Source organism: Streptomyces sp. Tu 2975, from assembly GCF_009832925.1.
Classification (GTDB): Bacteria; Actinomycetota; Actinomycetes; order Streptomycetales; family Streptomycetaceae; genus Streptomyces.
Genome location: NZ_CP047140.1, coordinates 5698742 through 5723004, shown reverse-complemented (window position 1 = coordinate 5723004; position 24263 = coordinate 5698742). Strand labels below are relative to the sequence as shown.

Here is a 24263-nt window from a genome sequence, read left to right as displayed (position 1 = left end):
CGCCCCACGAGCCCGGCGTCGCGTCGGGCCGCGCCCGGTGACCGTACGACGATTCGCTCGTTCTGCTGAACGTGCGCCCACACGACGTCGTTCCTTCCCCGGACCCCATCACCGGCCCCGTCACCACCGACGCCGTGACCGGGACGGAGGCCGGCTCAGGAGTCCGGGCCGGAGTGGGGGCCGGAGTGGGGGTCGGCCAGGCGGAGGCGGCCGTCGTCGAGCACTATCCCCGCCTGGTACGGATCGCCTACCTGGTGCTCCCGCCGTCCGCGGGCCAGGGTCGCCGGGTGCTGACCGCCCATGCCGTCGTGCAGCGTTCGCTCCCCCGCGGAGACACCACCGCCTCGCTGCCCGCCCCGTCCGTGCCGCGGGCCCGCCGTCCGGAGGGCGCCGGCGACCCCGGCTACCGGTACGTACGGGACCGGGTGCTGCGGCAGGCGCTGGACGCGGCGCAGCCGCTGCGGCGGCGGGCACTGCCCCGGCGCGCCCAGTTCCCGCCGCTGCTGCCGCACGTGTGGGGTCTGCGGGTCTTCCCCCGCTCGGGGGGCGCCGACGAACTCGCCCTGGACCAGCGGCTCTCCGCGTTGTCCGGGCCGGGCAGGGCCGCGTACGTGCTGCGCCACCTGGAGAAGCTGTCCGACCGTGACGTGCGCCAGGTGCTGACCTCGGTAGGAGCGGCCGACCCGGACTCCGCTCTCGCGGAGGCCGACGAGGTGGCGGACGGCAGACGCGGCGCGGAACTTCTCCGCTCGTCCGAGTTCGACGCCTGCTCCCTCCAGGTGCGGCCCACCGACCTGATGCGCCGCCGCAGACACACCAGGGCGGCCCTGGTGGCTGCCGCCGCCCTCGCGGTGTGCGGGACGCTGCTCCTGCTGCCGGGCGGCACCGAGGACGGCGCCAAAGACGTGCCGTACACCCGCAACCCCGCCGTGGAGGCGGCACTGGACCCGGACCGGCTGGGGCGGGTCGCGCCCACGGCCTGGCGGGAGTCGGCCCGCAGGGACTTCTCCGTATGGCCGGCCCGCGGCTCCCTGTCCGCGGACCGTGCGCTGCTGCGCCGGGCGCTCACCGCCTGGGCGGGCCCCGGAGAGGCGGTCCGGGTCACCTCGACACCCGGGACACCGTCCGGGCCGCCGATGGGACCGCCGCAGCTGCTGTTCGCGGGCGAGGTCGGCGCGGCGCGTGTCGTCGTCCTCCACGACGGGCTGCGCATCGTCCGCTACGCCGAGACGACCGGGGCACCGGGCGCGGCCGGGGACGCGACGCTGGACTTCGCCCGTACGGACGGGGCCGACGCCGCCGGCTCGAGCGCGCTGGTCGCCGGGCGCTCGCGGGACAACGTCCGCTATCTCATGGCGCCTTGGGTACGGGACGTGTCGGTGCGGGACCTGCTCGACCCCGCCGGGCGGACGCGCACGGTGCGGCAGGACGCGAACGGCCTCACCGAGCGGCTGCCGAGTCCCGTGCAGCAACGCGCGTGCCGGGCCTGGCATGGCCTGGAACTGACCGACGGCGGCACCCTCACGCTGGTGACGGACCTCGGCGAACTGACGCCCGCGCAGCTCACGTACGGCCCGCCCGGCGCACCGGAGGACGTGCGGGGCGCGGCGGCGCGCGCGTCGTGGGCGCGCACGGCGTGCCTGCTGCCCGGCGTGCGGGCGCACGGCGTGCGCAGCGTCAACTCCTGGCAGTACGCCCGGCAACGACTGCCGGAGGCGAACGGCACGGCGGGCTGGGTGTGTACGCGTGCGGAGACCTGGCGGGGCACGGGCAGCCGTGTCATGGCCCAGTTCCAGGCGCCCGCCACCCGTCCGGGCGCGGCGGGGACGGTGGTGGCGCGGGCGGAGGACTCGCCCTCGTGCGGGGTGCGTGAACCGCACGTGCTGGCCGGTGTGCTGTGGCAGTCGCGGGCCGGGCAGTGGTACGTGCTGGCGGCGGGGAGCGGGCAGCTCGCCTCCGTCACCGTCGCGGGCGGTGGTGCGGAGGGAGGGGCCACCGGACATGTGGTGGCGGTCCGCTCCGCCGAGGGCGCACGGCCGGAACTGAACGGCCTTCTGGCGGACGGCACTCGGGTGCGGCCGCTGCGCTGAGCTGTGCCGCTGCCCTTCCGGAAGCCCGTGACGGCAGTCGCGGTCCTTCCGCCCCGCCCGGCCCGCCGGCATCACCTGCCCCTCCGTGTACGCACTGGTCACCGGCGTCCCGCCGGTGTCCTCGGCGGGCGGTCCTCATCCCGGCGCCCGCACGCCGATGGGTAGGGTGTCCGCATGACGACCGGAGTGCGGCGCAGGATGGGCGTCGAGGAGCGCAGACAGCAGCTGATCGGTGTGGCGCTGGAGCTGTTCAGCCACCGCTCGCCCGACGACGTCTCGATCGACGAGATCGCGGCGGCCGCGGGCATCTCCCGTCCGCTCGTGTACCACTACTTCCCCGGCAAACAGAGCCTGTACGAGGCGGCGTTGCGCCGGGCGGCCGACGAGCTCGCCGCCCGCTTCCAGGAACCCCGGGAGGGGCCGCTCGGCACGCGGTTGCTGCGCGTCATGGGCCGCTTCTTCGACTTCGTCGACGAACACGGCCCCGGTTTCTCCGCGTTGATGCGCGGCGGCCCCGCAGTCGGCTCGTCCACGGCCAACGCGATGATCGACGAGGTGCGGCAGGCCGCGCACGACCAGATCCTCAGGCATCTCGGGATCGACAGGCCGTCCGCGCGCCTGGAGCTGGTCGTGCGCTCCTGGGTGTCGCTCGCCGAGTCCACGGCGCTGATCTGGCTCGACGGGCGGCGCGTGCCGCGGGCCGAGCTCGAACGGCAACTGGTCCACGACTTCGCGGCGCTGGCCGCGGTGAGCGCCGCCTACGACGAGGAGATGGCCGCGCTGCTCGTCCGCCTCCTCGCGGACGAGCCGATGGACGGCCCCTTCGGCGACCTCCTGAGCCGGCTCACGGCCCTGCTCCCCGTGATCACGGAAAGCGCGCCGGCCGCCCACGTGCCCGCCCAGCGCCTGCGGTAGCGCCACCGGCGTCCTGCATCATCGGACCGGTGACCATCGATTCCGCCTTCCGGCTCGCCACTGCCTCCGACACGACCGCTCTCGTCGCCCTCTACGACGACGCCGCGCACTGGATGCTGCGCCACGGCATCGACCAGTGGAAGCCGGGCGACAAGGACGCGGGCCACTTCCGCCACCGGATCGCCGAGGGCGAGGTGTGGCTGCTGGAAGCCGGCGACCGGGTCGCCGGAGCCTACGAGCTGTGGTGGGACGACGTGCAGGCCTGGGGGTCCGGCCGCCCGTCGCCGGGTACGTGCACCGCCTGATGACCGCCCGCGCGCACGCACCGGCGGGCTCGGGGCGGGCGATGCTCGCCCACGCCGAGCGCCGCATCGCCGCGGCCGGGCGGCACCTGGCCCGGCTGGACTGCCTGAGCCGCAATCCGCGCCTGCGGACGTACTACGAGGCCGCGGGCTACCAGGTGGTGGGCGAGGAGCCGGCCAAGCGGGCCGCTGACGGCAGCAGTTACGGCGTGCTGCTGCTGGAGAAGCAGCTCGGCCCGGCGGAACCGACCGCCAACTTCCGCTTCTCCGGGGCCCGGTGGGAAGCCGCCCGTTGAGCCGAGGCCGCCGGACGCAGGCCCCACGGTGCCGAGGCCCGGTGGGAAACCGCAGTTCCGGACGGTAAAGTCCGGTCCGTGACCGCACCCGCACGCCTGGCCGACATCGCGACCCAGGCGGGGGTCAGCGAAGCGACGGTGAGCCGGGTTCTCAACGGAAGGCCCGGCGTCGCCGCGACCACCCGCCAGTCGGTGCTCGCCGCCCTCGACGTGCTCGGTTACGAGCGGCCCGTGCGCCTGCGTCTGCGCAGCGCCGGGCTCGTGGGGCTGATCACGCCCGGCCTCGACAATCCGATCTTCCCCGCCCTCGCCCAGGTCGTCGGCCAGGCCCTGACCCGGCAGGGATACACCCCGGTGCTCGCCACCCAGACGCCGGGCGGCTCGACGGAGGACGAGCTCACCGACATGCTGGTCGAGCGCGGCGTCTCCGGGATCATCTTCGTCTCCGGTCTGCACGCCGACACCACCGCCGACATGGATCGCTACGACCGGCTCCGCGCCAAAGGCGTCCCCTTCGTCCTCGTCGACGGTTTCGCGCCCGGGGTGCGCGCCCCGTTCATCTCGGCCGACGACCGGGGGGCGATGCAGCTCGCCGTGACCCACCTCGCCTCACTCGGTCACACCAGGATCGGCCTGGCGGTCGGCCCGCGGCGGTTCGTGCCCGTGCTCCGTAAGATCGAGGGCTTCCGGCTCGCGCTCCAGGAACGACTGGGCATCGCACCCGGATCGTCGGCGGAACTGATCGAGCATTCCCTGTACACACTGGAGGGCGGCCAGGCCGCGGCCACCACGCTGATGGACCGGGGTTGTACGGCCGTCGTCTGCGCCAGCGACATGATGGCGCTCGGCGCGATACGGGCCGCCCGGCACCGGGGCCTGGAAGTGCCCGACGACATTTCCGTCGTGGGATTCGACGACTCCCCTCTGATCGCCTTCACCGACCCTCCGCTGACCACCGTCCGGAAGCCGGTGCAGGCGATGGGGCAGGCATCGGTACGGGCGCTCCTGGAGGAAACGGGGGACAGCCACTCGGCTTCCGCACCCGGCCGGCCCAGGGCTCCCGTGCACAGCGAGTTCGTCTTCATGCCCGAGCTGGTGGTTCGCGGTTCAACGGCATCGGGCCCCGGAGGCCGACCCGGAGAAGCCCCTCGTCCGTGAGTCGGACAGTATGCGCCGCGAACCCGCCGGAGGGATGATCGGAGAGCGGCTCACATCTGGCAGACTCCTCTCTCATGGGTGAAGCGACCGTGAAGACTCTGGAAGGCCGGGCGGCGACCCCGTCACCCATCGTGGAGGACGAGGCCGCCGAGTCGCCTGCACGTTCCCGGCCGCGGTCGCCCAGGACGCCCGCACGCCCCAGCATCTGGTTCGAAGTCATGCTGATCGCGGTGAGTTACTGGACGTACTCACTGATCCGCAACGCTGTGCCCGAGCAGAAGAGCCAGGCCATGCGCAACGCGGACTGGATCTGGCAGCTGGAACAGACCCTGGGCATAGCGGTCGAGGAGTCCGTCAACCATGCGGTGAACTCGGTGACATGGCTCATCGTGTCGATGAATTATTACTACGCCACCCTGCACTTCGTCGTCACCATCGGTGTGCTCGTCTGGCTCTACCGTGTGCATCCGGGCCGTTACGCTGCCGCACGGCTCGTCCTTTTCGCCACCACGGGTGTGGCTCTGGTCGGCTACTACCTGTACCCGCTCGCACCGCCCCGGTTGATGAACGGCCAGGCCTTCATCGACACCGTCCTGGTCCACGACACCTGGGGCTCGATGGCCTCCGGCAACCTCAAGAACATGTCGAACCAGTACGCGGCGATGCCGTCCATGCACATCGGCTGGTCGGTGTGGTCCGGAGTCATCATCTTCGCGCTGGCGACGGCGCCGTGGGCGAAGATCCTCGGCGTGCTCTACCCGACCCTGACGCTGGTCGTCATCGTCGCCACGGCGAACCACTTCTGGCTGGACGCGGTGGGCGGCGTGCTGTGCCTGATGTTCGGCTTCGCGGTGTCGTACGCGTGGTACCGGGCGCTGCCGCACCAGCTTCCGCAGCTGGTGGCCGAAGTGCCCCGCGACCGGGGGGCGGGCGGCGTCCGCCGCTTCCTGCCTGCGGCCCGCACCTGACCCTGCGGCCGGCGCGGACCGCTCCTTCGGCGGGCTCGTCCTCCCCGCCCCGGGGCTACGCGTCGTAGAAGACCGTCTCCATCACGCCACGCGCCCTCCGCGTCACCCGGCGGTAGTCGTCCAGCATGTCGCCCACGTGCCCCGGCCCGTACCCCAGGTACCGCCCCACGGCCGCCAGCTCGCGCGCGTCGGACGGGAACGTGTCCCCCGCGCGGCCGCGGACGAGCATGACGCCGTTGCGGACGCGGGTCGCGAGGACCCAGGCCTCGTCCAGGGTGCGGGCGTCGTCCGCGGAGACGAGGCCGGCGGCGTGGGCAGCCCGCAGGGCCTCGCGGGTGCGGGTGGTGCGCAGGCCCGGCACCTCCCAGCCGTGCCGCATCTGCAACAGCTGGACCGTCCATTCGACGTCGCTCAGCCCGCCCCTGCCCAGCTTGGTGTGCAGGGTCGGATCGGCGCCCCTCGGCAGACGTTCGGACTCCATGCGCGCCTTGAGCCGGCGGATCTCGCGCACCGCTTCGTCGTCGAGGCCCTGGCGGGGGTAGCGCAGCGGGTCGACGAGTTCGATGAACGCCTCGGCGAGCTCGGTGTCGCCGGCCATGGGCCGGGCACGCAGCAGGGCCTGGCTCTCCCAGACGAGGGACCAGCGGCGGTAGTAGGCCCCGTAGGAGCCGAGCGTGCGCACGAGGGGCCCGCTCTTGCCCTCGGGCCGCAGGTCGGCGTCGATCAGCAGCGGCGGGTCCGCGGTCGGCAGTTGCAGCAGCCGGCGCATCTCGGAGACGACGCCGTTGGCGGCCCGTGCGGCTTCCTGTTCGTCGACGCCCTCGCGGGGCCGGTGGACGAAGAGCACGTCCGCGTCGGAGCCGTAGCCGAGCTCGTGGCCGCCGAAGCGGCCCACTCCGATGACGGCGAAGCGCGTGGGCAGGGTATCGCCCCAGGTGTCGCGTACGGCGGCGCGCAGCGCGCCCGCCACGGTGGCGGCGGTCAGTTCGGTGATCGCGTCGCCGACCTGGTCGACGAGCGTGCCGGCGTCGGCCTCCGCGGGGCTCTCCTCGGTGCCGTAGGAGCCGATGATGTCGGCCGCGGCCGTACGGAACAGTTCGCGGCGGCGCACCCCTCGGGCCGCGGCGACCGCCGCCTCCGCGGAGTCGGCACGGCCGACGGCGGCGAGGACCTCCTGTTCGAGGTGGTCCCGGCCGCGTGGTCGCAGGCCTTCGGGGTCGCCGAGGATGGCGACGGCCTCGGGTGCGCGCAGCAACAGGTCGGGAGCGAGGCGGCCGGCGGACAGGACGCGGGCGAGGTTTTCCGCGGCGGCGCCCTCGTCGCGCAGCAGCCGCAGGTACCAGGGAGTCTTGCCGAGCGCGTCGGAGACCTTGCGGAAGCCGAGCAGTCCGGCGTCCGGGTCGGCGGAGTCGGCGAACCAGCCGAGCAGTACGGGCAGCAGGGTGCGCTGGATGGCGGCCTTGCGGCTCACTCCGGAGGCGAGGGCCTCGAGGTGGCGCATCGCGGCGGCGGGGTCGGCGTAGCCGAGGGCTTCGAGACGCTGGCCGGCGGCCTTGGGGCTGAGGCGGGTCTCGCCGGGGGTCAGCTGGGCGACGGCGTCGAGCAGCGGCCGGTAGAAGATCTTCTCGTGCAGCCGGCGTACGACGGACGCGTGGCGTTTCCACTCGCGGTTGAGGGTGGTGACGGGATCGGTGCGCAGGCCGAGGGAGCGGGCGAGGCGCCGCAGGTCGGCCTCCTGCTCGGGCACGAGGTGGGTGCGCCGCAGCTTGTGGAGCTGGATGCGGTGTTCCATGGCGCGCAGGAAGCGGTACGCCTCGTCGAGCTGGGCGGCGTCGGCCCGCCCGACGTACCCGCCGGCGGCGAGGGCCTGGAGGGCTTCGAGCGTGGTGCCGCTGTGCAGGGTGGCGTCGCTGCGGCCGTGGACGAGTTGCAGGAGCTGTACGGCGAATTCGACGTCGCGCAGGCCGCCGGGGCCGAGTTTGAGTTCACGCTCGATCTCGGCGGCGGGGATGTTGTCGACGACGCGGCGGCGCATCTTCTGCACGTCGGCGACGAAGTTCTCGCGTTCTGCGGCCTGCCAGACCAGTGGGGCGACCGCCTCTGTGTACGCCTCGCCCAGCGCCAGGTCACCGGCGACCGGCCGGGCCTTGAGGAGCGCCTGGAACTCCCAGGTCTTGGCCCAGCGCTGGTAGTAGGCGACGTGGCTGGACAGGGTGCGGACCAGGGGGCCGTTGCGTCCCTCGGGCCGCAGGTTGGCGTCGACCGGCCAGATGGTGCCTTCGACGGTGGTCTCGGAGCAGATCCGCATGAGGTGGGAGGCGAGCCGGGTCGCGGCCTGGAGTGCCTTGGCCTCTTCCGTGCCGTTGGTGGGCTCTGCGACGAAGATGACGTCGACGTCGGAGACGTAGTTGAGCTCGTGGCCGCCGCACTTGCCCATGGCGATGACGGCGAGCCGGCAGGCTGCCGCGTCGTCGGGCGCGGCGGCGCGGGCGATGCCCAGGGCGGCGCGCAGGGTGGCGGTGGCGAGGTCGGCGAGTTCGGCGGCGGCCTCCGCCACGTCCGTGGTGCCGCACACGTCGCGTGCGGCTATGGCCAGCAGGCAGCGGCGGTAGGAGACGCGCAGGGACACGGCGTCGGTGGCGTCGGCGAGTCCGCGTTCGAAGTCGGCGACGCCCGGGTGCAGATCGGCCGACTCGTAGGTGGCGAGTGCGTGCCAGTCGCGGGGGTGGCGGGCGAGGTGGTCGCCGAGCGCCTCGGACGCCCCGAGAACGCCGAGGAGCCGGTCACGCAGCGGCTTCGCGGTGATCAGGTTGTCGAGGAACCGGCGCCGTTCGTCCGGTTCGTGCGCTTCGGCGAGGCGGACGAGGGAGCGCAGGGCCAGATCGGGGTCGGCGGTGGCGCCGAGGGCGTCGAGGAGCACGGGATCGCTGCGTACCGACGCCATGTCGGGGAGCTCGAGGAGGCGTGAGGCTGCGGAGGGGTCGGTGAAGCCGTGCCTCAGCAGCCGGGTGAAGGTGCTGCTCCTGCGCCCCGGAACCGTCATCTTGGTTTCCGTCCTGCCGTGCCGCCGTGTGCGCTCGAGCGTAACCGCAGGCGTGCGCGGGGGGCCCGGCGACCACGCGGTTCCCGCCGTCCCGGCCTGTCCGCCGGGACGGCGGTCGCCGCATCGGCGACGCCGGTTCGCACGAGCAGGGACACCGGCACGGCCCCGGGGGCGGGGCGGTCCTGGTGACCGGCATCCAAGGATCGCGCGCGGGGCGGCGCTCGCTGTGGAAAGGTACGGCCCGTACCGGGCGTTCGGCCACCGACGGCGTGTTCGCGCCCGAGGTGGGCGCGGCACTGGTATTCCGGGGGTGCGCCACGAACGGCCTTCGGCTCGGCGAAGGGCGCCTTGTTCGGACAGACCGCCGGCAATTCACCACCGACGTGGCCCGTTGAAAGGAATCCACCCGTGGAAATGACCCTGGAAGTCGTCCCCGTCCCGGTCACGGACCTGGACCGCTCGAAGACCTTCTACGCAGAAGCCTGCGGCTTCAAGGTCGACCTCGACTCCGAGGTCGCCCCCGGCATGCGGATCGTCCAGCTGACCCCGCCGGGGTCGCGCTGTTCCATCGCCCTGCTGAGCGGCATGCCCGCGCATCCCGACCAGCCCACGATGTCACCCGGCACGCTCCACGGCCTCCAGCTCTGCGTCACGGACATCGCGAAGGCCCACGCCGAGCTGATGTCGCGCGGGGTGCCGGTGACGTCGGTCCAGCACGTCGGCGCGACGGGCTGGGAGGAGGGCGCGGGCGAGGAGTGGAACTCGTTCATGTTCTTCAAGGACCCGGACGGCAACAGCTGGTGCGTCCAGGAGGCCCCGTCGCCGCTGTCGAAGCGCTGACGAAACCCCTGGCGGCGGGCGGGGGCTCGACCCCGGCCCGCCGCAACGGGTGGCCCGGGCGGCCTTCTTCTCGTAGGCGCCGAGCGCTGAGCGACCGGCGTCGTTGTCGGACGCGTCTGATATCCATGGCCGACATGGACAACGATCACGCGTCTTCCGCCGATCTCACCGCCCTGCGCGCGGAGTTCGGCCCTACCACGTCGGAACCCGGCTTCGTCGGCCGGATCATGCACCGGGCCGCCGCCAGGCCGTTGTTCGAATCCGTATGACGACGCCTCGCGAAGAACCCTCGTTCCTGCGGGACACCCGCGACTCGTACAACGCGATCGCCGCCGACTACGCGGAGACGTTCAAGAGCGAGCCGGAGGGCAAGCCGCTCACCCTGGCCATGCTGACCGCCTTCGCCCGGACCGTGGCGAAGGACGGCGGCGGCCCCGTCGTGGAGTTCGGGTCCGGGCCGGGGCGGGTGACGGCGTATCTCGACCGGCTCGGGACGGACATCAGGGGCGTCGACCTCTCCCCCTCCATGGTCGCGCTCGCCCGGCGCACGTTTCCCGGGCTGCGGTTCGACGAGGGGTCGATGACGGAGCTCGGCGGCTTCGCGGACGGGTCGCTGCGCGGGATCGTCGCCTGGTACTCGCTGATCCACATACCGACCGCCGAGGTTCCGGGCGTGCTCGCGGAGTTCTACCGGCTCCTGGCGCCCGGCGGGCACCTGGCGCTGGCCTTCCAGGTCGGGGAGGACGTCTCGAGCTACACGGAGGCCTTCGGTCACAGCGTGTCGCTCGACTTCCGCCGGATGCGGCCGGATCTGGTCACGGAGCAGTTGCGGAAGGTGGGCTTCGAAGTGCGGGCGACCATGGTGCGTGAGGCGGAGCCGGACGAGAAGACGCCCCAGGCACATCTGCTGGCCCGCAAGCCGGTCGGGGCGGTCGGGGGATAGACGCAGAGCGGCCCGGGCCGGTGGGCGCTGCCCCATCGGCCCGGGCCGGTACGTTCACGCGGGTGAGGTCACCGGGGCGGTTCGTCGGGGCGTTCCGTCCCACCGGCGCCACCGGATCCGTACTGGTCCCTCAGCTTGTCCTGTGCCGTGTCGACGTGGCGGCTGTGCTTGCCCTGGGTCCTGCCGTCCACGTAGTCACCGGCCTTGTCGATGCCCCGGTCCGTCTGCTCGGGATGACCTTTGAGCATGTTCTTGAGCTTGTCCATCATGGACATGGGGTTTTCCTCCTCGACGCAGGGTCCCCCGTGACTCCAGGGTCACCGCACCGGGCGAGTTTCGCATCCGCACAGGTGGTCGGAAGTAGGGCTTTTTGCCGCGGACCCGATGTCCGACCGCGCCGGAGGGCCTTCGAGGCCGCGTCGGCCGCACCAGGCGACGCCCGGACGATCAGACGGCCCAGGGACGGCCCGGGCACGCCTTCGGGCCGACGGTCCACGACCGTCGGCCCGAAGGATCGGCAAGGCGCGATGCGCTCCTGTCTGCGGTTACAGCACCGGCAGCGACTTCCGCAGCTCGAACGCGGTGACCTCGCTGCGGTACTCCTCCCACTCCTGCTTCTTGTTGCGCAGGAAGAAGTCGAAGACGTGCTCGCCCAGCGTCTCCGCCACCAGCTCGCTGCGTTCCATCAGGTCGATCGCCTCGCCCAGGTTCTGCGGCAGCGGGGCGATGCCCATCGCGCGGCGTTCCGCGTCGGAGAGGGCCCAGACGTCGTCGTCCGCGCCCGCGGGGAGCTCGTAGCCCTCCTCGATGCCCTTGAGGCCGGCGGCGAGCAGGACGGCGTAGGAGAGGTACGGGTTCGCGCCGGAGTCCAGGGAGCGGACCTCGATGCGGGCGGAGCCGGTCTTCCCCGGCTTGTACATCGGGACTCGGATCAGGGCCGAGCGGTTGTTGTGGCCCCAGCAGATGTACGAGGGGGCCTCGCCGCCCGCGCCGGCGCTGCGGGCGGAGCCGCCCCAGATCCGCTTGTAGGAGTTGACCCACTGGTTGGTGACGGCCGAGATCTCGGCGGCGTGCCGCAGCAGGCCGGCGATGAAGGAGCGGCCCACCTTGGAGAGCTGGTACTCGGCGCCGGACTCGTAGAAGGCGTTGCGGTCACCCTCGAAGAGTGAGAGGTGGGTGTGCATGCCGGAGCCCGGGTACTCCGAGAAGGGCTTCGGCATGAAGGTGGCCTGCACGCCCTGCTCGAGCGCCACCTGCTTCATGACCAGGCGGAACGTCATGATGTTGTCCGCCGTGGACAGCGCGTCCGCGTAGCGCAGGTCGATCTCCTGCTGGCCGGGCGCGCCCTCGTGGTGGCTGAACTCCACCGAGATGCCCATGGACTCCAGCATGGTGATCGCCTGACGGCGGAAGTCCATGCCCACGTTCTGCGGGGTGTGGTCGAAGTAGCCGGAGCTGTCGGCGGGTGTGGGGCGGCTGCCGTCGACGGGCTTGTCCTTGAGCAGGAAGAACTCGATCTCGGGGTGGGTGTAGAAGGTGAAACCCAGGTCCGAGGTCTTGGCGAGGATCCTCTTGAGCACGAAGCGGGGGTCCGCGAAGGACGGCGAGCCGTCGGGCATCAGGATGTCGCAGAACATCCGGGCCGTGCCCGGCGCCTCCGCGCGCCAGGGAAGGATCTGGAAGGTCCCGGGATCCGGCTTCGCGATCATGTCGGACTCGTACACCCGCGCGAAACCCTCGATCGCGGAGCCGTCGAAGCCGATCCCCTCGTCGAAGGCCTGTTCCAGCTCGGCGGGTGCCACGGCGACCGACTTCAGGAAGCCGAGCACATCGGTGAACCACAGGCGTACGAAGCGGATGTCGCGCTCCTCGAGCGTGCGGAGCACGAATTCCTGCTGCTTGTCCATTTCCACCCATCCTTGCCCGTCACGGCGCGTGCCTGCTCCCTGGAGCATCCCATCCGCGGGTTTCGGGGAGGTTGCGCACGCGGCTGTGCCCATTGTGGGTCAGGGCCTACCCCGAGACGACCCTGAGGCCCCCTCACTCCACCCGGACATGTGTCAGGTTTCTTTGACACATGTCCGGGTGGAGTGTCAGTTTGAACTGACACATACGAGCGAAGGGGGCGCGATGAGCGAGAACCCGGCCCCGGACCAGGGACCGGAGCTCACGGGCGACGCGCTGCTGAAGGTCCTCACCGCCCTGGGCAATCCGCACCGTATGCGCATCGTCGCCGCCCTCTCGGACGGCCGCGACTACGTGAGCCGGCTCGCCCGCGAGTTGGCCATCGGACGCCCTCTGCTGCACATGCATCTGCAGCGGCTGGAGGCGGCGGGACTGGTCCGGGGGGAGCTTGAGCTGTCCGAGGGAGGCAAGGCGATGAAGTTCTTCGAGCTGACACCGTTCTGCTACGCGCTGACCCCCGAGGTCGTCGCGAGGGCTGCGCGGACGCTCACCGACGAGGTCAAGGACGACAAGGGCAAGGACACGGAGAAGAACACGATGAAGGAGACGGCGAAATGAACGGCGACGTCGTGGGAGCGGTCGGTGCCGCCGGGGTGTTCCTGCTGTGCATCGTCATCGTCTGGCAGGTCGCCGCGACCCGGCGGGCCCGCGTGCTGGCGACCCGGAACACCGAGTACCGCAAACTCGCGGAGAAGTACGCGCAGTTGCTGGAGGACAGCACCGAACTGCACCGGCGCACGCTCGACGAACTGACGCAGACCCGCGTCTCGCTCTCCTCGATGGAGAAGATGATGCGCGAGATCGAGTAGGACCGCGCGCACAGGTCGCGAAGGCGGTACGGCCAGGAGCTGCAACTCCCGGCCGTACCCGTGAAGCACAAGTCCCAGGCACTTCCCCCAGGCCACGGCAGGTCTGCAAACCCGTCACGCCGCGGCGCGGGCTCCGTGCGTCCCGCACTCCACACTCAGGAGACTACTCATGAAAGCGCTGCTCAAGCGCCTGGCCTCGGCGCCCGGCGGCCGACGCACCAAATGGCTCGTCCTGCTCGGCTGGCTCGTCGTCGCCGTGGCCCTCGGCCCGCTCGCCGGAAAACTCGGCGAGGTCGAGGACACCGGACCGAACGCCTTCCTCCCTCGGGGGGCCGAGTCGGCCGCGTTCAACACGGAGCTGGAGAGGTTCCGCACCGACGAGGTGATGCCCGTCGTCGTCGTGTACAGCGCCGACCGGCCGCTCGGCGCCGGTGACCGCGCCGCGGCCGAGTCGGACCGCCGCGCGTTCGCCCCGCACGTGGCCGAGGGCCGGCAGCAGTCCCCCGTGCTGCCGTCCGACGACGGCAGGGCCCTGATGGTGGTCGTACCGCTGTCAGACGAACTCGGCGACCGGGTCGAGGAGATCCGCAACATCGCCGGCGCCAACGCCCCGCCCGGCCTGGACGTCGCCGTCGGCGGGCCGGCCGGCTCGCTGATGGACCAGGTCGCGGTCTTCGACACGCTCGACGCCACCTTGATGATCGCCACCGGCCTGGTGGTGGCCGTGCTGCTGCTGATCACCTACCGCAGCCCGGTGCTGTGGCTGTTCCCGCTGCTGGCGGTCGGCTTCGCCGCCGTCCTGACGCAGGTCAGCACCTATCTGCTGGCGAAGTACGCGGGGCTGCCCGTCGACCCGCAGAGCGCCGGCATCCTGATGGTCCTCGTCTTCGGCGTGGGCACCGACTACGCGCTGCTGCTGATCGCCCGCTACCGGGAGGAGCTGCACCGCCACGAGGACCGGCACGCGGCGATGCGGATCGCGCTGCGGCGTTCGGGGCCGGCGATCCTCGCCTCCGCGGGCACCATCGCCGTCGGACTGGCCTGCCTGTCGCTGGCCGACATCAACTCCTCCCGCTCGCTGGGCCTGGTCGGCGCGATCGGCGTCGTCTGCGGCTTCCTGGCGATGGTCTCCGTGCTTCCGGCGCTGCTGGTGATCGCGGGCCGCTGGGTGTTCTGGCCCTTCGTGCCGCGTCACGGCACACCCGTACGGAAGGCGGTCACCGTGTGGTCCCGTACCGGTGCGGCCGTCGCCCGGCGTCCGCGCCGGTCGTGGCTGATGTCGGTCGGCGTCACGGGCGTGCTGGCGCTCAGCGCGTTCGGCATCAACATGGGGCTCACCCAGGCGGAGATGTTCCAGGACAGGCCCGAGTCGGTCGTCGCCCAGGAGCGGATCTCTGCCCACTACCCGTCGGGCGCCTCCGACCCCGCGAAGATCGTCACGAACGCGGCGCAGGCCGGCGCCGTCGAGGCGGCCGCCGCGGAGGTGCCGGGCGTCGCCCGGGTCGACGCGGGTGACCGCACGCCCGACGGCGAACTCGCCACGCTGTCCGTCGTCCTGGAGGACGCCCCGGACAGCGACGCGGCCAAGGACACCGTCGACGCGCTGCGTTCGGCAGTGGACGACGTGGAGGGGGCCGACGCCCTGGTGGGCGGCACGACCGCGCAGACCCTGGACACCCAGCGGGCCGCGGACCGTGACCTGAGGACCGTGATCCCGGTGGTGCTGCTGGTGGTCCTGCTCGTACTGGTGTGGCTGCTGCGGGCGATCGTCGCCCCGGTGCTGCTGCTGGCGACGGTCGTGCTGTCGTACTTCGCGGCGCTCGGCGCCTCGAACCTCCTGTTCGAGCACGTCCTCGGCTTCGCCGGCGTCGACTGGTCGCTCCCGCTGATGGGCTTCGTCTTCCTCGTCGCCCTCGGCATCGACTACAACATCTTCCTGATGCACCGCGTCAGGGAGGAGTCGGAGCGGCTCGGACTTGCACGCGGTGTGCTGGAGGGCCTGACGACCACCGGCGGGGTCATCACCAGTGCGGGCGTGGTGCTCGCCGCGACGTTCGCCGTGTTCGCCGGACTGCCGCTGGTGACGATGGCGCAGATGGGCACCATCGTCGGCATCGGCGTCCTGCTGGACACGTTCCTGGTCCGTACGGTGCTGGTGCCCGCGCTCGCCCTCGACCTCGGCCGCTGGTTCTGGTGGCCGGGCCGGCTGTTCAAGGCCGGGGCACGGGCGGAGCCCGCCGCGGAACGGCCCGCGCCGGCCGGGCGCGCGCCGGAACGGGTCTGACGCGCCGGGTCCGACGCGCCGTACCAGGTCCGAGGCACGTCCCTCGAGGGGCCCCGTCGCATCGCGGCGGGGCCCCTCGCCGTCGCCGGGTGCCGTTAATTGCCGCCCGTCCGGGGTGCCGGTGGCGTCCGCCCACTACGATCTGCGGCCATGGGGGGTTCGCGGACCGACCGCCTCTCGCGCACCGCGCGTCCCACGGCTCTGCTGAGCGCCGTGGCGACGCTCCTCGGCGCGCTCTTCATCTGCCTCGGCCCGGCCGGTACGCACCACGGCAAGCCCTCTCCCCGGGCCCATGGACCGGGGGCGACGGCAGCGGCGGAGGCAGGGACGGCGCCGGCACGGACGGCGACCGCGTACAGCTGCCCGTACGACGACGGCGGCTGCGGGCTGCTCCCGGTGCTCAGCCCCGCGGTGCTCACGGTGCCGCCTCCGCAGCTCGACGCTCCGCTGGAGGCGGGCGCCGCGCTCCCGCACCCCGGGCCCGCCGCCGACGCCGGCGGCCGAGGCCGTTCCGGAGTGCTCGCCCGCGCCCCGGACCTGCACGTCCTTCAGGTGCTGCGGACGTGACAGCGCCCGTACGACCTCGCACGCATCGCTGAACCCCCATTCCGCAGACTTCACGAAGGACACCGCCACCATGGCTTCCCGTAACACCACCAACGACCGCCGGGCCCGGATAGAGCAGATGCGCCGGGCCGAGCAGTCCCGTGAGCGCCGCAACCGCGTCCTCACCATCGGCATCAGCGCCGTCGTCGTCGCCGGCCTCGTCGGCTTCGGTGTCTTCGTCCTCAACAAGGAGTCCGAGGAGAAGGAGCAGCGCGTGGCCGAGGCGAAGGCCCCGGTCAAGGAGGAGAAGTCCTGGGACGCGAAGAAGCTCGGCCGGAACCACGTCGAGACGGCCGTCTCCTACGAGATGAAGCCGCCGGTCGGCGGCGACCACAGCCAGGTGTGGATGAACTGCAACGGCGACGTCTACAAGGAGGCGATCCCCGAGGTCAACGCCGTCCACTCGCTGGAGCACGGCGCGGTGTGGGTGACGTACAGCGACAAGGCCGCCAAGGGTGACGTGGACAAGCTGGCCGAGAAGGTCAAGAAGACGCCGTACACGCTGATGAGCCCGTACAAGGACCAGCAGGGCGCGATCATGCTGAGCGCCTGGGGCAAGCAGGTGACCGTCGACTCCGCGGACGACAAGCGGGTCAGCCAGTTCTTCACCAAGTACGTGCAGGGCCCGCAGACGCCCGAGCCGGGCGCGGCCTGCACGGGCGGACTGAGCGGCAAGTGACGGTCATGACGCGTACGCACTGGGCGGCCGTCACCGCGGTGGTCCTCGCGCTGCTCTTCGCCGGGGCGGCCACGGTCGCCTCCGCGGGGAGCGGCGGATCCGCCCCCGCGGACCGTACGCCGACGGGGGCGTCCGCGGACGCCGGTTTCGCCCGTGACATGTCCGTCCACCACCAGCAGGCGGTGGAGATGTCGTTCGTCGTCCGTGACCGGACGAAGGACGAGGAAGTGCGCAGGCTCGCGTACGACATCGCCAACACCCAGGCCAACCAGCGCGGCATGATGCTGGGCTGGCTGGACCTGTGGGGTCTGCCGAAGGTGGACGCGGACGCCGAGCCGATGGAGTGGATGGCCGCGGGGGGCTCCGGCCACGGCGCTCACGGCGGCGGTCACCGGGCCGAGGACGGTTCGCTGATGCCCGGCATGGCGAGCAGGGCGGACCTCGAGCGGCTGGGACGGCTCAGCGGCAAGGAGGCGGAGGTCCTCTACCTGCAGCTGATGATCATCCACCACAACGGCGGGATCGCCATGGCCAAGGGCTGCGTCGAGCAGTGCGCGGTCACGGTGGAGCGCGACCTCGCGCAGGGCATGGTGGACGCGCAGGCGTCGGAGGTCGAGCTGATGGTCGACCTGCTGCACCGCCGCGGCGCGGAGCCGCGCACCTGATACGCGCCGCCGTTCGCCCACGGCCCTGTCCCGGACCTCTCCGGGACGGGGCCGTGCGCGTTCCCCCGTGGTCGCCGGGGTGCGAGCAGCCGGTGGGCCGGGAGGTCCGGGCGGCTGCGGTCGCGTACGCCGTACGGGGCCATGAGAATGAGGTGGCTCGGGGCCGGTACGGCATCCAGGAGGCACGACCCCATGACCACTGCGAAGGACATCATGCACCCGGGGGCCCGGTGGATCCCCTCGCACGAGACCCTCGACCGGGCGGCGCAGCTGATGCGGGACCTGAACGTCGGCGCCCTGCCGATCGCCGACGCCGACGAGCGGCTGTGCGGCATTCTCACCGACCGCGACATCGTCGTCGGCTGCGTCGCGATGGGCCATGACCCGGCCAAGGTCACGGCGGGCGAGATGGCCAAGGGCACCCCGCGCTGGATCGACGCCGGCGCGGACGTGGCGGCGGTGCTGCGGGAGATGCAGGGCCACCAGATCCGGCGGCTGCCGGTGATCGAGAACAAGCGGCTGGTCGGGATGATCAGCGAGGCGGATCTGGCGCAGCACCTGAGCGAGGACCAGATCGCCGGCTGGGCGGAGCGCGTCTACGCGGAGAGCGGCACGGAGCGCCTGAAGAGCGCCGGCGCCATGACCTGACGGTCCTGCCGGGGGCGGGGCCGGTGGCGCCCGCCCCCTTCTCCGGGCCGTCCGGTGATGTGCCGCGCATCACCCCGAAGGACATCGCGTCAGAAAGACGATTACACTGGGCCCGTGCCTCAACTACGCCTCGCTCTGAATCAGATCGACTCGACCGTCGGTGACCTCGCCGGCAACGCCGAGGCGATCGTGCACTGGACCCGGCACGCCGCCGAGCAGGGGGCGCATCTCGTCGCCTTCCCCGAGATGGTGCTGACCGGCTACCCCGTCGAGGACCTCGCGCTGCGGTCGTCCTTCGTCGAAGCGTCCCGTACCACGCTGCGCGCGCTCGCCGGGCGCCTGGACTCCGAGGGGTTCGGCGAACTCCCGGTGATCGTCGGTTACCTGGACCGTTCGGAGACGGGCCGGCCCCGGTTCGGTCAGCCCGCCGGGTCTCCGCGTAACGCCGCCGCCGTGCTGCACCGCGGTGAGGTGGCGCTCAGCTTCGCCAAGCACCACCTTCCCAACTACGGCGTCTTCGACGAGTTCCGCTACTTCGTGCCGGGCGACACCATGCCCGTGATCCGGGTCCACGGCATCGACGTGGCGCTCGCGATCTGCGAGGACCTCTGGCAGGACGGCGGCCGGGTACCCGCCGCCCGCAGCGCGAAGGCCGGACTGCTGATCTCGATCAACGCCTCGCCGTACGAGCGCGAGAAGGACGACACCCGCCTCGAGCTGGTGCGCAAGCGCGCCCAGGAGGCCGGCTGCACCACGGCGTACCTGGCGATGATCGGCGGGCAGGACGAGCTGGTCTTCGACGGCGACTCGATCGTCGTCGGCGCGGACGGCGAAGTCGTCGCGCGAGCGCCGCAGTTCGCCGAGGGCAGCGTCGTACTGGATCTCGAGCTGCCCGCGGCGGCCGCCGAAGCGCCCGAGGGCGTCGTGGACGACGGGCTGCGCATCGACCGCGTCGTGCTGTCGGACGAGCCGCTGCCCGCGTACGAGGCCGAGCTGACGGGCGGTTACGCCGACCGGCTCGACGACGACGAGGAGGTGTACTCGGCGCTGGTGGTCGGTTTGCGCGCCTACGCCGCCAAGAACGGGTTCAGGTCCGTCCTGATCGGCCTGTCCGGAGGCATCGACTCCGCCCTTGTCGCCGCGATCGCCTGCGACGCGCTCGGCGCGCAGAACGTGTACGGCGTCTCCATGCCCTCGAAGTACAGCTCGGACCACTCCAAGGGTGACGCGGCCGAACTGGCGCGGCGGACGGGGCTGAACTTCCGCACCGTACCGATCGAGCCGATGTTCGACGCCTACATGGGGTCGCTGGGTCTCACCGGGCTCGCGGAGGAGAACCTCCAGTCGCGGCTGCGCGGCACGATGCTGATGGCGATCTCCAACCAGGAGGGCCACATCGTCCTCGCGCCGGGCAACAAGTCCGAGCTGGCGGTGGGGTACTCGACGCTCTACGGCGACTCGGTCGGCGCGTACGGGCCCATCAAGGACGTGTACAAGACGACCGTGTTCCGGCTCGCCAAGTGGCGCAACCGGGCCGCGGCGGAGCGGGGCCAGACCCCGCCGATCCCGGAGGCGTCGATCACCAAGCCGCCGAGCGCCGAGCTGCGCCCGGGGCAGGTGGACACCGACTCGCTGCCGGACTACGACGTGTTGGACCGGCTCCTCGAGCTGTACGTCGACCGCGACCAGGGCAAGGACGCGATCGTGGCGGCCGGCTTCGACGAGGCGCTGGTGACGAAGACGCTGCGGATGGTGGACATGGCGGAGTACAAGCGGCGCCAGTACCCGCCGGGCACCAAGATCTCGGCGAAGGGCTTCGGCAAGGACCGGCGGCTGCCGATCACGAACCGCTGGCGCGAGGCGACGAACTGATCGGCTCCGGTGCGAGGGGGCTTCCCGCGATCACGCGGGAGGCCCCCTTTCCGTCGCTGTCCCTGTCGAGCAGTCCGGCCACGGCGGCGATCGCCAGGCCCACGACGGCGAGGACCGCGCCGACGAACGCCGGGGACGTCCAGCCCCAGCCCGCCGCGATGGCCGCGCCGCCGAGCCAGGCGCCGCCGGCGTTGGCGAGGTTGAAGGCGGAGTGGTTCGAGGCGGAGGCGAGGGTGGGGGCGTCCTTGGCCTTGCGCATCACCAGCATCTGCAGCGGCGTGGTGGTCAGGAAGCCGACCGCGCCGAGGACGACGACGGTCGTCAGGGCGAGCCACGGGACGTGGACGGTGAACGGGAAGGCGGCCAGGACCAGCGCGAGCGCGGCCAGGGAGCCGTAGAGCGTCGGCCGCAGCGCGCGGTCGGTGAGGGGGCCGGCGGCGAGCGCGCCGAGCGTCATGCCGATGCCGAACAGGGCGAGGACGAGAGTGACGGACGACTCCCCCAGGCCGATCGCCCCGGTCGTCATCGAGGCGAGGTAGGAGTACACGGCGAACACTCCGGCGAAGCCGAAGACGGCGGTCAGCAGGCCGAGCACCACCTGCCGGTCGCCGAGTGCGCGCAGTTCGCGGCCGATGCCCTGGTGGGCGTCGAGGGGCATGCCGGGCACGAGGCGGGCCAGGGCGGCCATGGCGACGAGGCCGATGGCGGTCACGACGAGGAACGTCGCACGCCAGCCGAGCTGCTGGCCGAGCGCGGTCGCGGCGGGGACGCCGACGATGTTGGCCACGGTGAGTCCGAGGAACATGGTGGCGACGGCACGCGCCTGCCGGTGTTCCCGTACGAGGCGCGCCGCGACGACGGCGCCGACGCCGAAGAACGCGCCGTGCGGAAGTCCGGCGAGCACGCGTCCCGCGAGCAGGGTGCCGAAGCCGGGCGCGAGGGCGGAGGCCAGGTTGCCGACGGTGAACAGCGCCATCAGGAGCAGCAGCATCCGCTTGCGCGGGACGCGGGAGCCGAGGCCGGTGAGCAGCGGCGCGCCGATGACGACGCCGATGGCGTAGGCGGAGACGAGATGGCCCGCGGTGGGCACGGAGGTGCCCAGGTCCTCCGCGACGTTGGGCAGCAGGCCCATCATCACGAATTCGGTGGTTCCGATACCGAAGGCGGACACGGCGAGGGCGAGGAGCGCCAAGGGCATGGGAGGGTGAGCCTTTCCGAGTAAGTTCGTTCTCGGAACAAATGCTCTCAGATGTTTTGTTCCGCACGGTGAACGGCGGGTAGCGCCGGCGTTCCCCCCGAACCCGGGCAGACGGCCGCGCCCGGCCCCCACGGGCCGGGCGCGGTCACAGGACGGGCCGCGGTGGGACCGAGGTCACAGATCCACGCGGGCCGCGATCGGCAGATGGTCGCTGTTCGTCCGCGGCAGCGTCCACGACGACACCGGCTCCACGCCGCGCACCATGATCTGGTCGATCCGCGCCATCGGGAACGCCGCGGGCCAGCTGAAGCCGAAGCCGTCGCCCGCCGCGCCCTGCGCGGAGCGCATCTGGGACGTGACGGCGTTCAGCGAGCGGTCGTTCATCGTGCCGTTGAGGTCGCCGAGCAGGACGACCCGGTCCAGCCGCTCGCGGGCGATGGCCTCGCCCAGCGCGTCGGCGCTGTTGTCCCGCTGGTTGGCGGTGAAGCCCGCGTGGAGCTTCACGCGGACGGACGGCATGTGCGCGACGTACACCGCGACCTCACCGCCGGGCGTCGCCACCGTGGCGCGCATCGCCCGGGTCCAGCCCATCCGGATGTCGACGGGCGAGGTGTCGGTCAGCGGGTACTTGCTCCACAGCCCCACGGTGCCCTCCACCGCGTGGTGCGGATACGTGGCGGACAGGGCCTTCTCGTACGCCGAGACCTGCCCCGTCGGCAGTTCCTGCAGCGCGAGGACGTCGGCCCCGGACGCGGCGACGTCCTCCGCGGTGCCCGTGGGGTCCGGGTTGTCCGCGTTCACGTTGTGCGTGGCGATCGTCAGATCGCCGCCGGTGGCCGCGGACGTGCCCAGCAGCCCGCCGAAGAGGTTGAGCCACACGACCAGCGGCAGCAGTACGGCGATCAGCGCGGTGGCGGAGCGGCGCAGCACCGCCGCGACGGCGATCAGTGGGACGAACACGCCGAACCACGGCAGGAAGGTCTCCGTCAGGCTGCCGAGGTTGCCGATCCGGTTGGGGACATGGGCGTGCAGGATCATCAGCAGGGCGATCAGGACGGCACAGACGGCGAGGACGACGCCGCGCCGCCAGATCCCGCGGTCACCGCGCCACCGCTCGGGCACCCCCCGGAGTCTGTCGGCAAAGGACCCGGTGGGCCGCGTCCGGGCCGTGCCGTTCTCCGTGTCCGCCGTGTACGCCTGCGCCATAGAGCTGTCCTCACTGCCTTGCTGTCACGCCCGGCCTCGCCGCCGTCCTTAGGACCCTAGGCGATGACGGGTGGTCGTCCCGCCGTCCGCGGACGGCTGTTCTGACTCGATGACGATGTGGACGCACGCCGGGTTCCTGCCGCCGGGCGTGCCACGGAGGCTGTGACAGAACGGGCACACTCGGTGCGTCACGGATCACACCCCGGCGGGCGTGTCCCGAAGGCGGCCCCCGGCTGGCGTGTCCCGAAGTCGGCGCGACGTGTGAGGAGGTCCTCTTTCCCCCGGGTGGCATGAAGTGCCACCATGGGAGGCGATCCGGGGACGCCGTCAGGGCGCCTCGAGATGACGAAGGAGCCGAATACTCATGACGCTTCAGCCTGCCCAGAAGGCCACCGACAGCAGCAAGGCGCTGTACGGCGGCAAGCAGTCGCGCCGCATCACCGTGCATGACATCGCCGCCGCCAAGGAGCGCGGCGAGAAGTGGCCCATGCTCACCGCCTACGACGCCATGACGGCGTCCGTCTTCGACGAGGCCGGGATCCCGGTGGTCCTGGTGGGCGACTCGATGGGCAACTGCCACCTCGGCTACGAGACCACCGTGCCCGTCACGATGGACGAGATGACCCTGCTGTCCGCCGCCGTCGTACGGGGCACCAAGCGCGCCCTCGTCGTCGGTGACCTGCCCTTCGGCGCGTACCAGGAAGGGCCGGTCCAGGCCCTCCGCAACGCGACCCGGCTGGTCAAGGAGGCAGGCGTCAACGCGGTCAAGCTGGAGGGCGGCGAGCGGTCCCTGGCCCAGACCGAGCTGATCGTGCAGTCCGGCATCCCCGTCATGTCGCACCTGGGGCTCACCCCGCAGTCCGTGAACACCATGGGCTACCGGGTGCAGGGCCGCAGCGACGAGGCCGCCCACAAGCTGATCCGTGACGCCAAGGCAGCCCAGGACGCGGGCGCGTTCGCCGTGGTGCTCGAGCTGGTCCCGGCCGAGCTCGCCGCCGAGGTCACCCGCTCCCTGCACATCCCCACCATCGGCATCGGCGCCGGCCCCGACACCGACGCCCAGGTCCTGGTGTGGACCGACATGGCCGGTCTGACGGGCGGCAAGGTGCCGCGCTTCACCAAGCAGTACGCCAACCTCCGCCAGACCCTCGGCGACGCGGCGAGGGCCTTCGCCGACGACGTCGCGGGCGGCGCGTTCCCCGCGGAGGAGCACAGCTTCCACTGACCCATGCCCACAGCCGCGAAGAGCCACTCCCGGCACAGACGACAGCCCGCCGATCTTCCCCCGTCGGCGGGCTGTCGGCGTAGTGTGAGAGATGGCCTCGGGGACCCACCCACACCGCCAGGAGGCGGGATCATGGCCGCGATCACGAGCAGGAACTTCGACTCGGCCGACGAGACACGTGCGTTCAAGGACGGGAAGGGCAAGCTCGACGTCATCAACACGGAGCACGGGCCGGTCGGCCGTGCCGTGTTCGAGCCGGGCTGGCGCTGGTCCACCCACATCAAGCCGATGGCGGGTACGGACAGCTGTCAGGCCGCACATGTCGGCTACACGGTCAGCGGACGTATGAAGGTCGTCATGGACGGCGGCGAGACCGGCGAGTTCGGACCCGGCGACCTCATGTCCATCGCACCGGGGCACGACGCCTGGGTCGTCGGCGACGAGCCCTGCGTAGTGCTCGACTGGGTCGGCTTCGGCGACTACGCGAAGTCCTGACCGCTCTCCCCTCTCCGCGCAAGCACGACAGGCCCCGCAAGAGCCACAGGCCGCCG

22 protein-coding genes and 1 pseudogene are annotated in these 24263 nt (G+C 71.9%); 18 read left to right on the top strand and 5 right to left on the bottom strand.

The features are described from left to right. Positions 1-173 precede the first annotated feature (173 nt). The 5 genes and pseudogenes from GLX30_RS25390 to GLX30_RS25370 all read left to right on the top strand — a co-directional run bounded on the left by GLX30_RS25390 (position 174) and on the right by GLX30_RS25370 (position 5729). Positions 174-2090 (top strand): hypothetical protein, encoded by a 1917-nt coding sequence (locus tag GLX30_RS25390; protein ID WP_244258495.1) that lies wholly within the window; start codon positions 174-176, stop codon positions 2088-2090. Positions 2091-2264: 174 nt separating this feature from the next. Beyond that, positions 2265-3005, top strand: a complete 741-nt coding sequence (locus GLX30_RS25385; RefSeq protein ID WP_159692673.1) for a TetR/AcrR family transcriptional regulator — start codon at positions 2265-2267, stop codon at positions 3003-3005. A gap of 29 nt (positions 3006-3034) precedes the next feature. After that, a pseudogene (locus GLX30_RS25380) lies at positions 3035-3603 on the top strand (GNAT family N-acetyltransferase). A gap of 78 nt (positions 3604-3681) precedes the next feature. Further along, a complete protein-coding gene (locus GLX30_RS25375) occupies positions 3682-4761 on the top strand; it encodes a LacI family DNA-binding transcriptional regulator (RefSeq protein ID WP_159692671.1) in 1080 nt (359 codons plus the stop codon). Positions 4762-4835: 74 nt separating this feature from the next. Continuing rightward, positions 4836-5729 carry a phosphatase PAP2 family protein gene (locus tag GLX30_RS25370; RefSeq protein WP_159692669.1) on the top strand — a complete coding sequence of 298 codons (894 nt, stop codon included), beginning with the start codon at positions 4836-4838 and terminating at the stop codon, positions 5727-5729. Positions 5730-5784: 55 nt separating this feature from the next. On the opposite strand, the gene GLX30_RS25365 is transcribed toward GLX30_RS25370, so the two are convergent. After that, positions 5785-8772, bottom strand: a complete 2988-nt coding sequence (locus GLX30_RS25365; protein ID WP_159692667.1) for a bifunctional [glutamine synthetase] adenylyltransferase/[glutamine synthetase]-adenylyl-L-tyrosine phosphorylase — start codon at positions 8770-8772, stop codon at positions 5785-5787. Positions 8773-9180: 408 nt separating this feature from the next. On the opposite strand from GLX30_RS25365, the gene GLX30_RS25360 reads away from it, so the two are divergent. From GLX30_RS25360 to GLX30_RS25355, 3 genes are all read left to right on the top strand, one after another. After that, a complete protein-coding gene (locus GLX30_RS25360; RefSeq protein ID WP_159692665.1) occupies positions 9181-9612 on the top strand; it encodes a VOC family protein in 432 nt (143 codons plus the stop codon). Positions 9613-9746: 134 nt separating this feature from the next. After that, on the top strand, positions 9747-9881 hold the full coding sequence (locus GLX30_RS35930; RefSeq protein ID WP_279632607.1) for a hypothetical protein: 135 nt from the start codon (positions 9747-9749) through the stop codon (positions 9879-9881). Next, the gene (locus GLX30_RS25355; RefSeq protein ID WP_159692663.1) at positions 9878-10555 is read left to right on the top strand and encodes a class I SAM-dependent methyltransferase; all 678 of its coding nucleotides are present in this window, start codon (positions 9878-9880) and stop codon (positions 10553-10555) included. The genes GLX30_RS35930 and GLX30_RS25355 overlap by 4 nt, the downstream gene beginning before the upstream one ends. A gap of 68 nt (positions 10556-10623) precedes the next feature. On the opposite strand, the gene GLX30_RS25350 is transcribed toward GLX30_RS25355, so the two are convergent. After that, the gene (locus tag GLX30_RS25350) at positions 10624-10830 is read right to left on the bottom strand and encodes an antitoxin (RefSeq protein ID WP_159692661.1); all 207 of its coding nucleotides are present in this window, start codon (positions 10828-10830) and stop codon (positions 10624-10626) included. A gap of 270 nt (positions 10831-11100) precedes the next feature. Then, positions 11101-12462 carry a glutamine synthetase family protein gene (locus GLX30_RS25345; RefSeq protein WP_159692659.1) on the bottom strand — a complete coding sequence of 454 codons (1362 nt, stop codon included), beginning with the start codon at positions 12460-12462 and terminating at the stop codon, positions 11101-11103. A 223-nt stretch (positions 12463-12685) separates the two neighbouring features. Here GLX30_RS25345 and GLX30_RS25340 point away from each other — a divergent pair, with 223 nt between their 5' ends. The 8 genes from GLX30_RS25340 (at position 12686) to GLX30_RS25305 (ending at position 20083) form a co-directional block, all read left to right on the top strand. Beyond that, a complete protein-coding gene (locus GLX30_RS25340; RefSeq protein WP_159692657.1) occupies positions 12686-13078 on the top strand; it encodes a winged helix-turn-helix domain-containing protein in 393 nt (130 codons plus the stop codon). Then, a complete protein-coding gene (locus tag GLX30_RS25335; protein WP_159692655.1) occupies positions 13075-13329 on the top strand; it encodes a hypothetical protein in 255 nt (84 codons plus the stop codon). The genes GLX30_RS25340 and GLX30_RS25335 overlap by 4 nt, the downstream gene beginning before the upstream one ends. Positions 13330-13498: 169 nt before the next feature. Further along, positions 13499-15613 (top strand): MMPL family transporter, encoded by a 2115-nt coding sequence (locus GLX30_RS25330; protein ID WP_159692653.1) that lies wholly within the window; start codon positions 13499-13501, stop codon positions 15611-15613. Positions 15614-15763: 150 nt separating this feature from the next. After that, positions 15764-16180 (top strand): hypothetical protein, encoded by a 417-nt coding sequence (locus GLX30_RS25325; RefSeq protein ID WP_159692651.1) that lies wholly within the window; start codon positions 15764-15766, stop codon positions 16178-16180. A 70-nt stretch (positions 16181-16250) separates the two neighbouring features. Then, positions 16251-16898, top strand: coding sequence for a DUF3105 domain-containing protein (locus GLX30_RS25320; protein ID WP_159692649.1), 648 nt, complete (start codon positions 16251-16253; stop codon positions 16896-16898). 5 nt (positions 16899-16903) lie between these two features. Further along, positions 16904-17563, top strand: a complete 660-nt coding sequence (locus GLX30_RS25315) for a DUF305 domain-containing protein (RefSeq protein ID WP_159692647.1) — start codon at positions 16904-16906, stop codon at positions 17561-17563. A gap of 192 nt (positions 17564-17755) precedes the next feature. Then, positions 17756-18211, top strand: coding sequence for a CBS domain-containing protein (locus GLX30_RS25310; protein ID WP_159692645.1), 456 nt, complete (start codon positions 17756-17758; stop codon positions 18209-18211). A gap of 114 nt (positions 18212-18325) precedes the next feature. Next, positions 18326-20083, top strand: coding sequence for an NAD+ synthase (locus tag GLX30_RS25305; protein ID WP_167306863.1), 1758 nt, complete (start codon positions 18326-18328; stop codon positions 20081-20083). On the opposite strand, the gene GLX30_RS25300 is transcribed toward GLX30_RS25305, so the two are convergent. Both GLX30_RS25300 and GLX30_RS25295 read right to left on the bottom strand, forming a co-directional pair. Beyond that, entirely contained in the window at positions 20052-21281 is a 1230-nt protein-coding gene (locus tag GLX30_RS25300) for an MFS transporter (RefSeq protein ID WP_159692641.1), read from the bottom strand. The two genes, GLX30_RS25305 and GLX30_RS25300, sit on opposite strands and share 32 nt — an antisense overlap. 174 nt (positions 21282-21455) lie before the next feature. After that, positions 21456-22487 carry an endonuclease/exonuclease/phosphatase family protein gene (locus GLX30_RS25295; RefSeq protein ID WP_159692639.1) on the bottom strand — a complete coding sequence of 344 codons (1032 nt, stop codon included), beginning with the start codon at positions 22485-22487 and terminating at the stop codon, positions 21456-21458. 364 nt (positions 22488-22851) lie between these two features. Here GLX30_RS25295 and panB point away from each other — a divergent pair, with 364 nt between their 5' ends. Continuing rightward, positions 22852-23712 (top strand): 3-methyl-2-oxobutanoate hydroxymethyltransferase, encoded by an 861-nt coding sequence (gene panB, locus GLX30_RS25290; protein ID WP_159692637.1) that lies wholly within the window; start codon positions 22852-22854, stop codon positions 23710-23712. A 132-nt stretch (positions 23713-23844) separates the two neighbouring features. Next, entirely contained in the window at positions 23845-24207 is a 363-nt protein-coding gene (locus GLX30_RS25285; RefSeq protein WP_159692635.1) for a cupin domain-containing protein, read from the top strand. Positions 24208-24263: the final 56 nt, after the last annotated feature.

Excerpts from the sequence above, each read along its gene's own strand:
- GLX30_RS25310 (WP_159692645.1), top strand. The coding sequence starts at position 17,756 with ATGACCACTGCGAAGGACATCATGCACCCGGGGGCCCGGTGGATCCCC.
- GLX30_RS25285 (WP_159692635.1), top strand. The coding sequence starts at position 23,845 with ATGGCCGCGATCACGAGCAGGAACTTCGACTCGGCCGACGAGACACGT.
- GLX30_RS25330 (WP_159692653.1), top strand. The coding sequence starts at position 13,499 with ATGAAAGCGCTGCTCAAGCGCCTGGCCTCGGCGCCCGGCGGCCGACGC.
- GLX30_RS25325 (WP_159692651.1), top strand. The coding sequence starts at position 15,764 with ATGGGGGGTTCGCGGACCGACCGCCTCTCGCGCACCGCGCGTCCCACG.
- GLX30_RS25355 (WP_159692663.1), top strand. The coding sequence starts at position 9,878 with ATGACGACGCCTCGCGAAGAACCCTCGTTCCTGCGGGACACCCGCGAC.
- GLX30_RS25350 (WP_159692661.1), bottom strand. The coding sequence starts at position 10,830 with ATGTCCATGATGGACAAGCTCAAGAACATGCTCAAAGGTCATCCCGAG.
- panB (WP_159692637.1), top strand. The coding sequence starts at position 22,852 with ATGACGCTTCAGCCTGCCCAGAAGGCCACCGACAGCAGCAAGGCGCTG.
- GLX30_RS25300 (WP_159692641.1), bottom strand. The coding sequence starts at position 21,281 with ATGCCCTTGGCGCTCCTCGCCCTCGCCGTGTCCGCCTTCGGTATCGGA.
- GLX30_RS25340 (WP_159692657.1), top strand. The coding sequence starts at position 12,686 with ATGAGCGAGAACCCGGCCCCGGACCAGGGACCGGAGCTCACGGGCGAC.
- GLX30_RS25295 (WP_159692639.1), bottom strand. The coding sequence starts at position 22,487 with ATGGCGCAGGCGTACACGGCGGACACGGAGAACGGCACGGCCCGGACG.
- GLX30_RS35930 (WP_279632607.1), top strand. The coding sequence starts at position 9,747 with ATGGACAACGATCACGCGTCTTCCGCCGATCTCACCGCCCTGCGCGCG.
- GLX30_RS25370 (WP_159692669.1), top strand. The coding sequence starts at position 4,836 with ATGGGTGAAGCGACCGTGAAGACTCTGGAAGGCCGGGCGGCGACCCCG.
- GLX30_RS25345 (WP_159692659.1), bottom strand. The coding sequence starts at position 12,462 with ATGGACAAGCAGCAGGAATTCGTGCTCCGCACGCTCGAGGAGCGCGAC.
- GLX30_RS25365 (WP_159692667.1), bottom strand. The coding sequence starts at position 8,772 with ATGACGGTTCCGGGGCGCAGGAGCAGCACCTTCACCCGGCTGCTGAGG.
- GLX30_RS25335 (WP_159692655.1), top strand. The coding sequence starts at position 13,075 with ATGAACGGCGACGTCGTGGGAGCGGTCGGTGCCGCCGGGGTGTTCCTG.
- GLX30_RS25320 (WP_159692649.1), top strand. The coding sequence starts at position 16,251 with ATGGCTTCCCGTAACACCACCAACGACCGCCGGGCCCGGATAGAGCAG.
- GLX30_RS25385 (WP_159692673.1), top strand. The coding sequence starts at position 2,265 with ATGACGACCGGAGTGCGGCGCAGGATGGGCGTCGAGGAGCGCAGACAG.
- GLX30_RS25315 (WP_159692647.1), top strand. The coding sequence starts at position 16,904 with ATGACGCGTACGCACTGGGCGGCCGTCACCGCGGTGGTCCTCGCGCTG.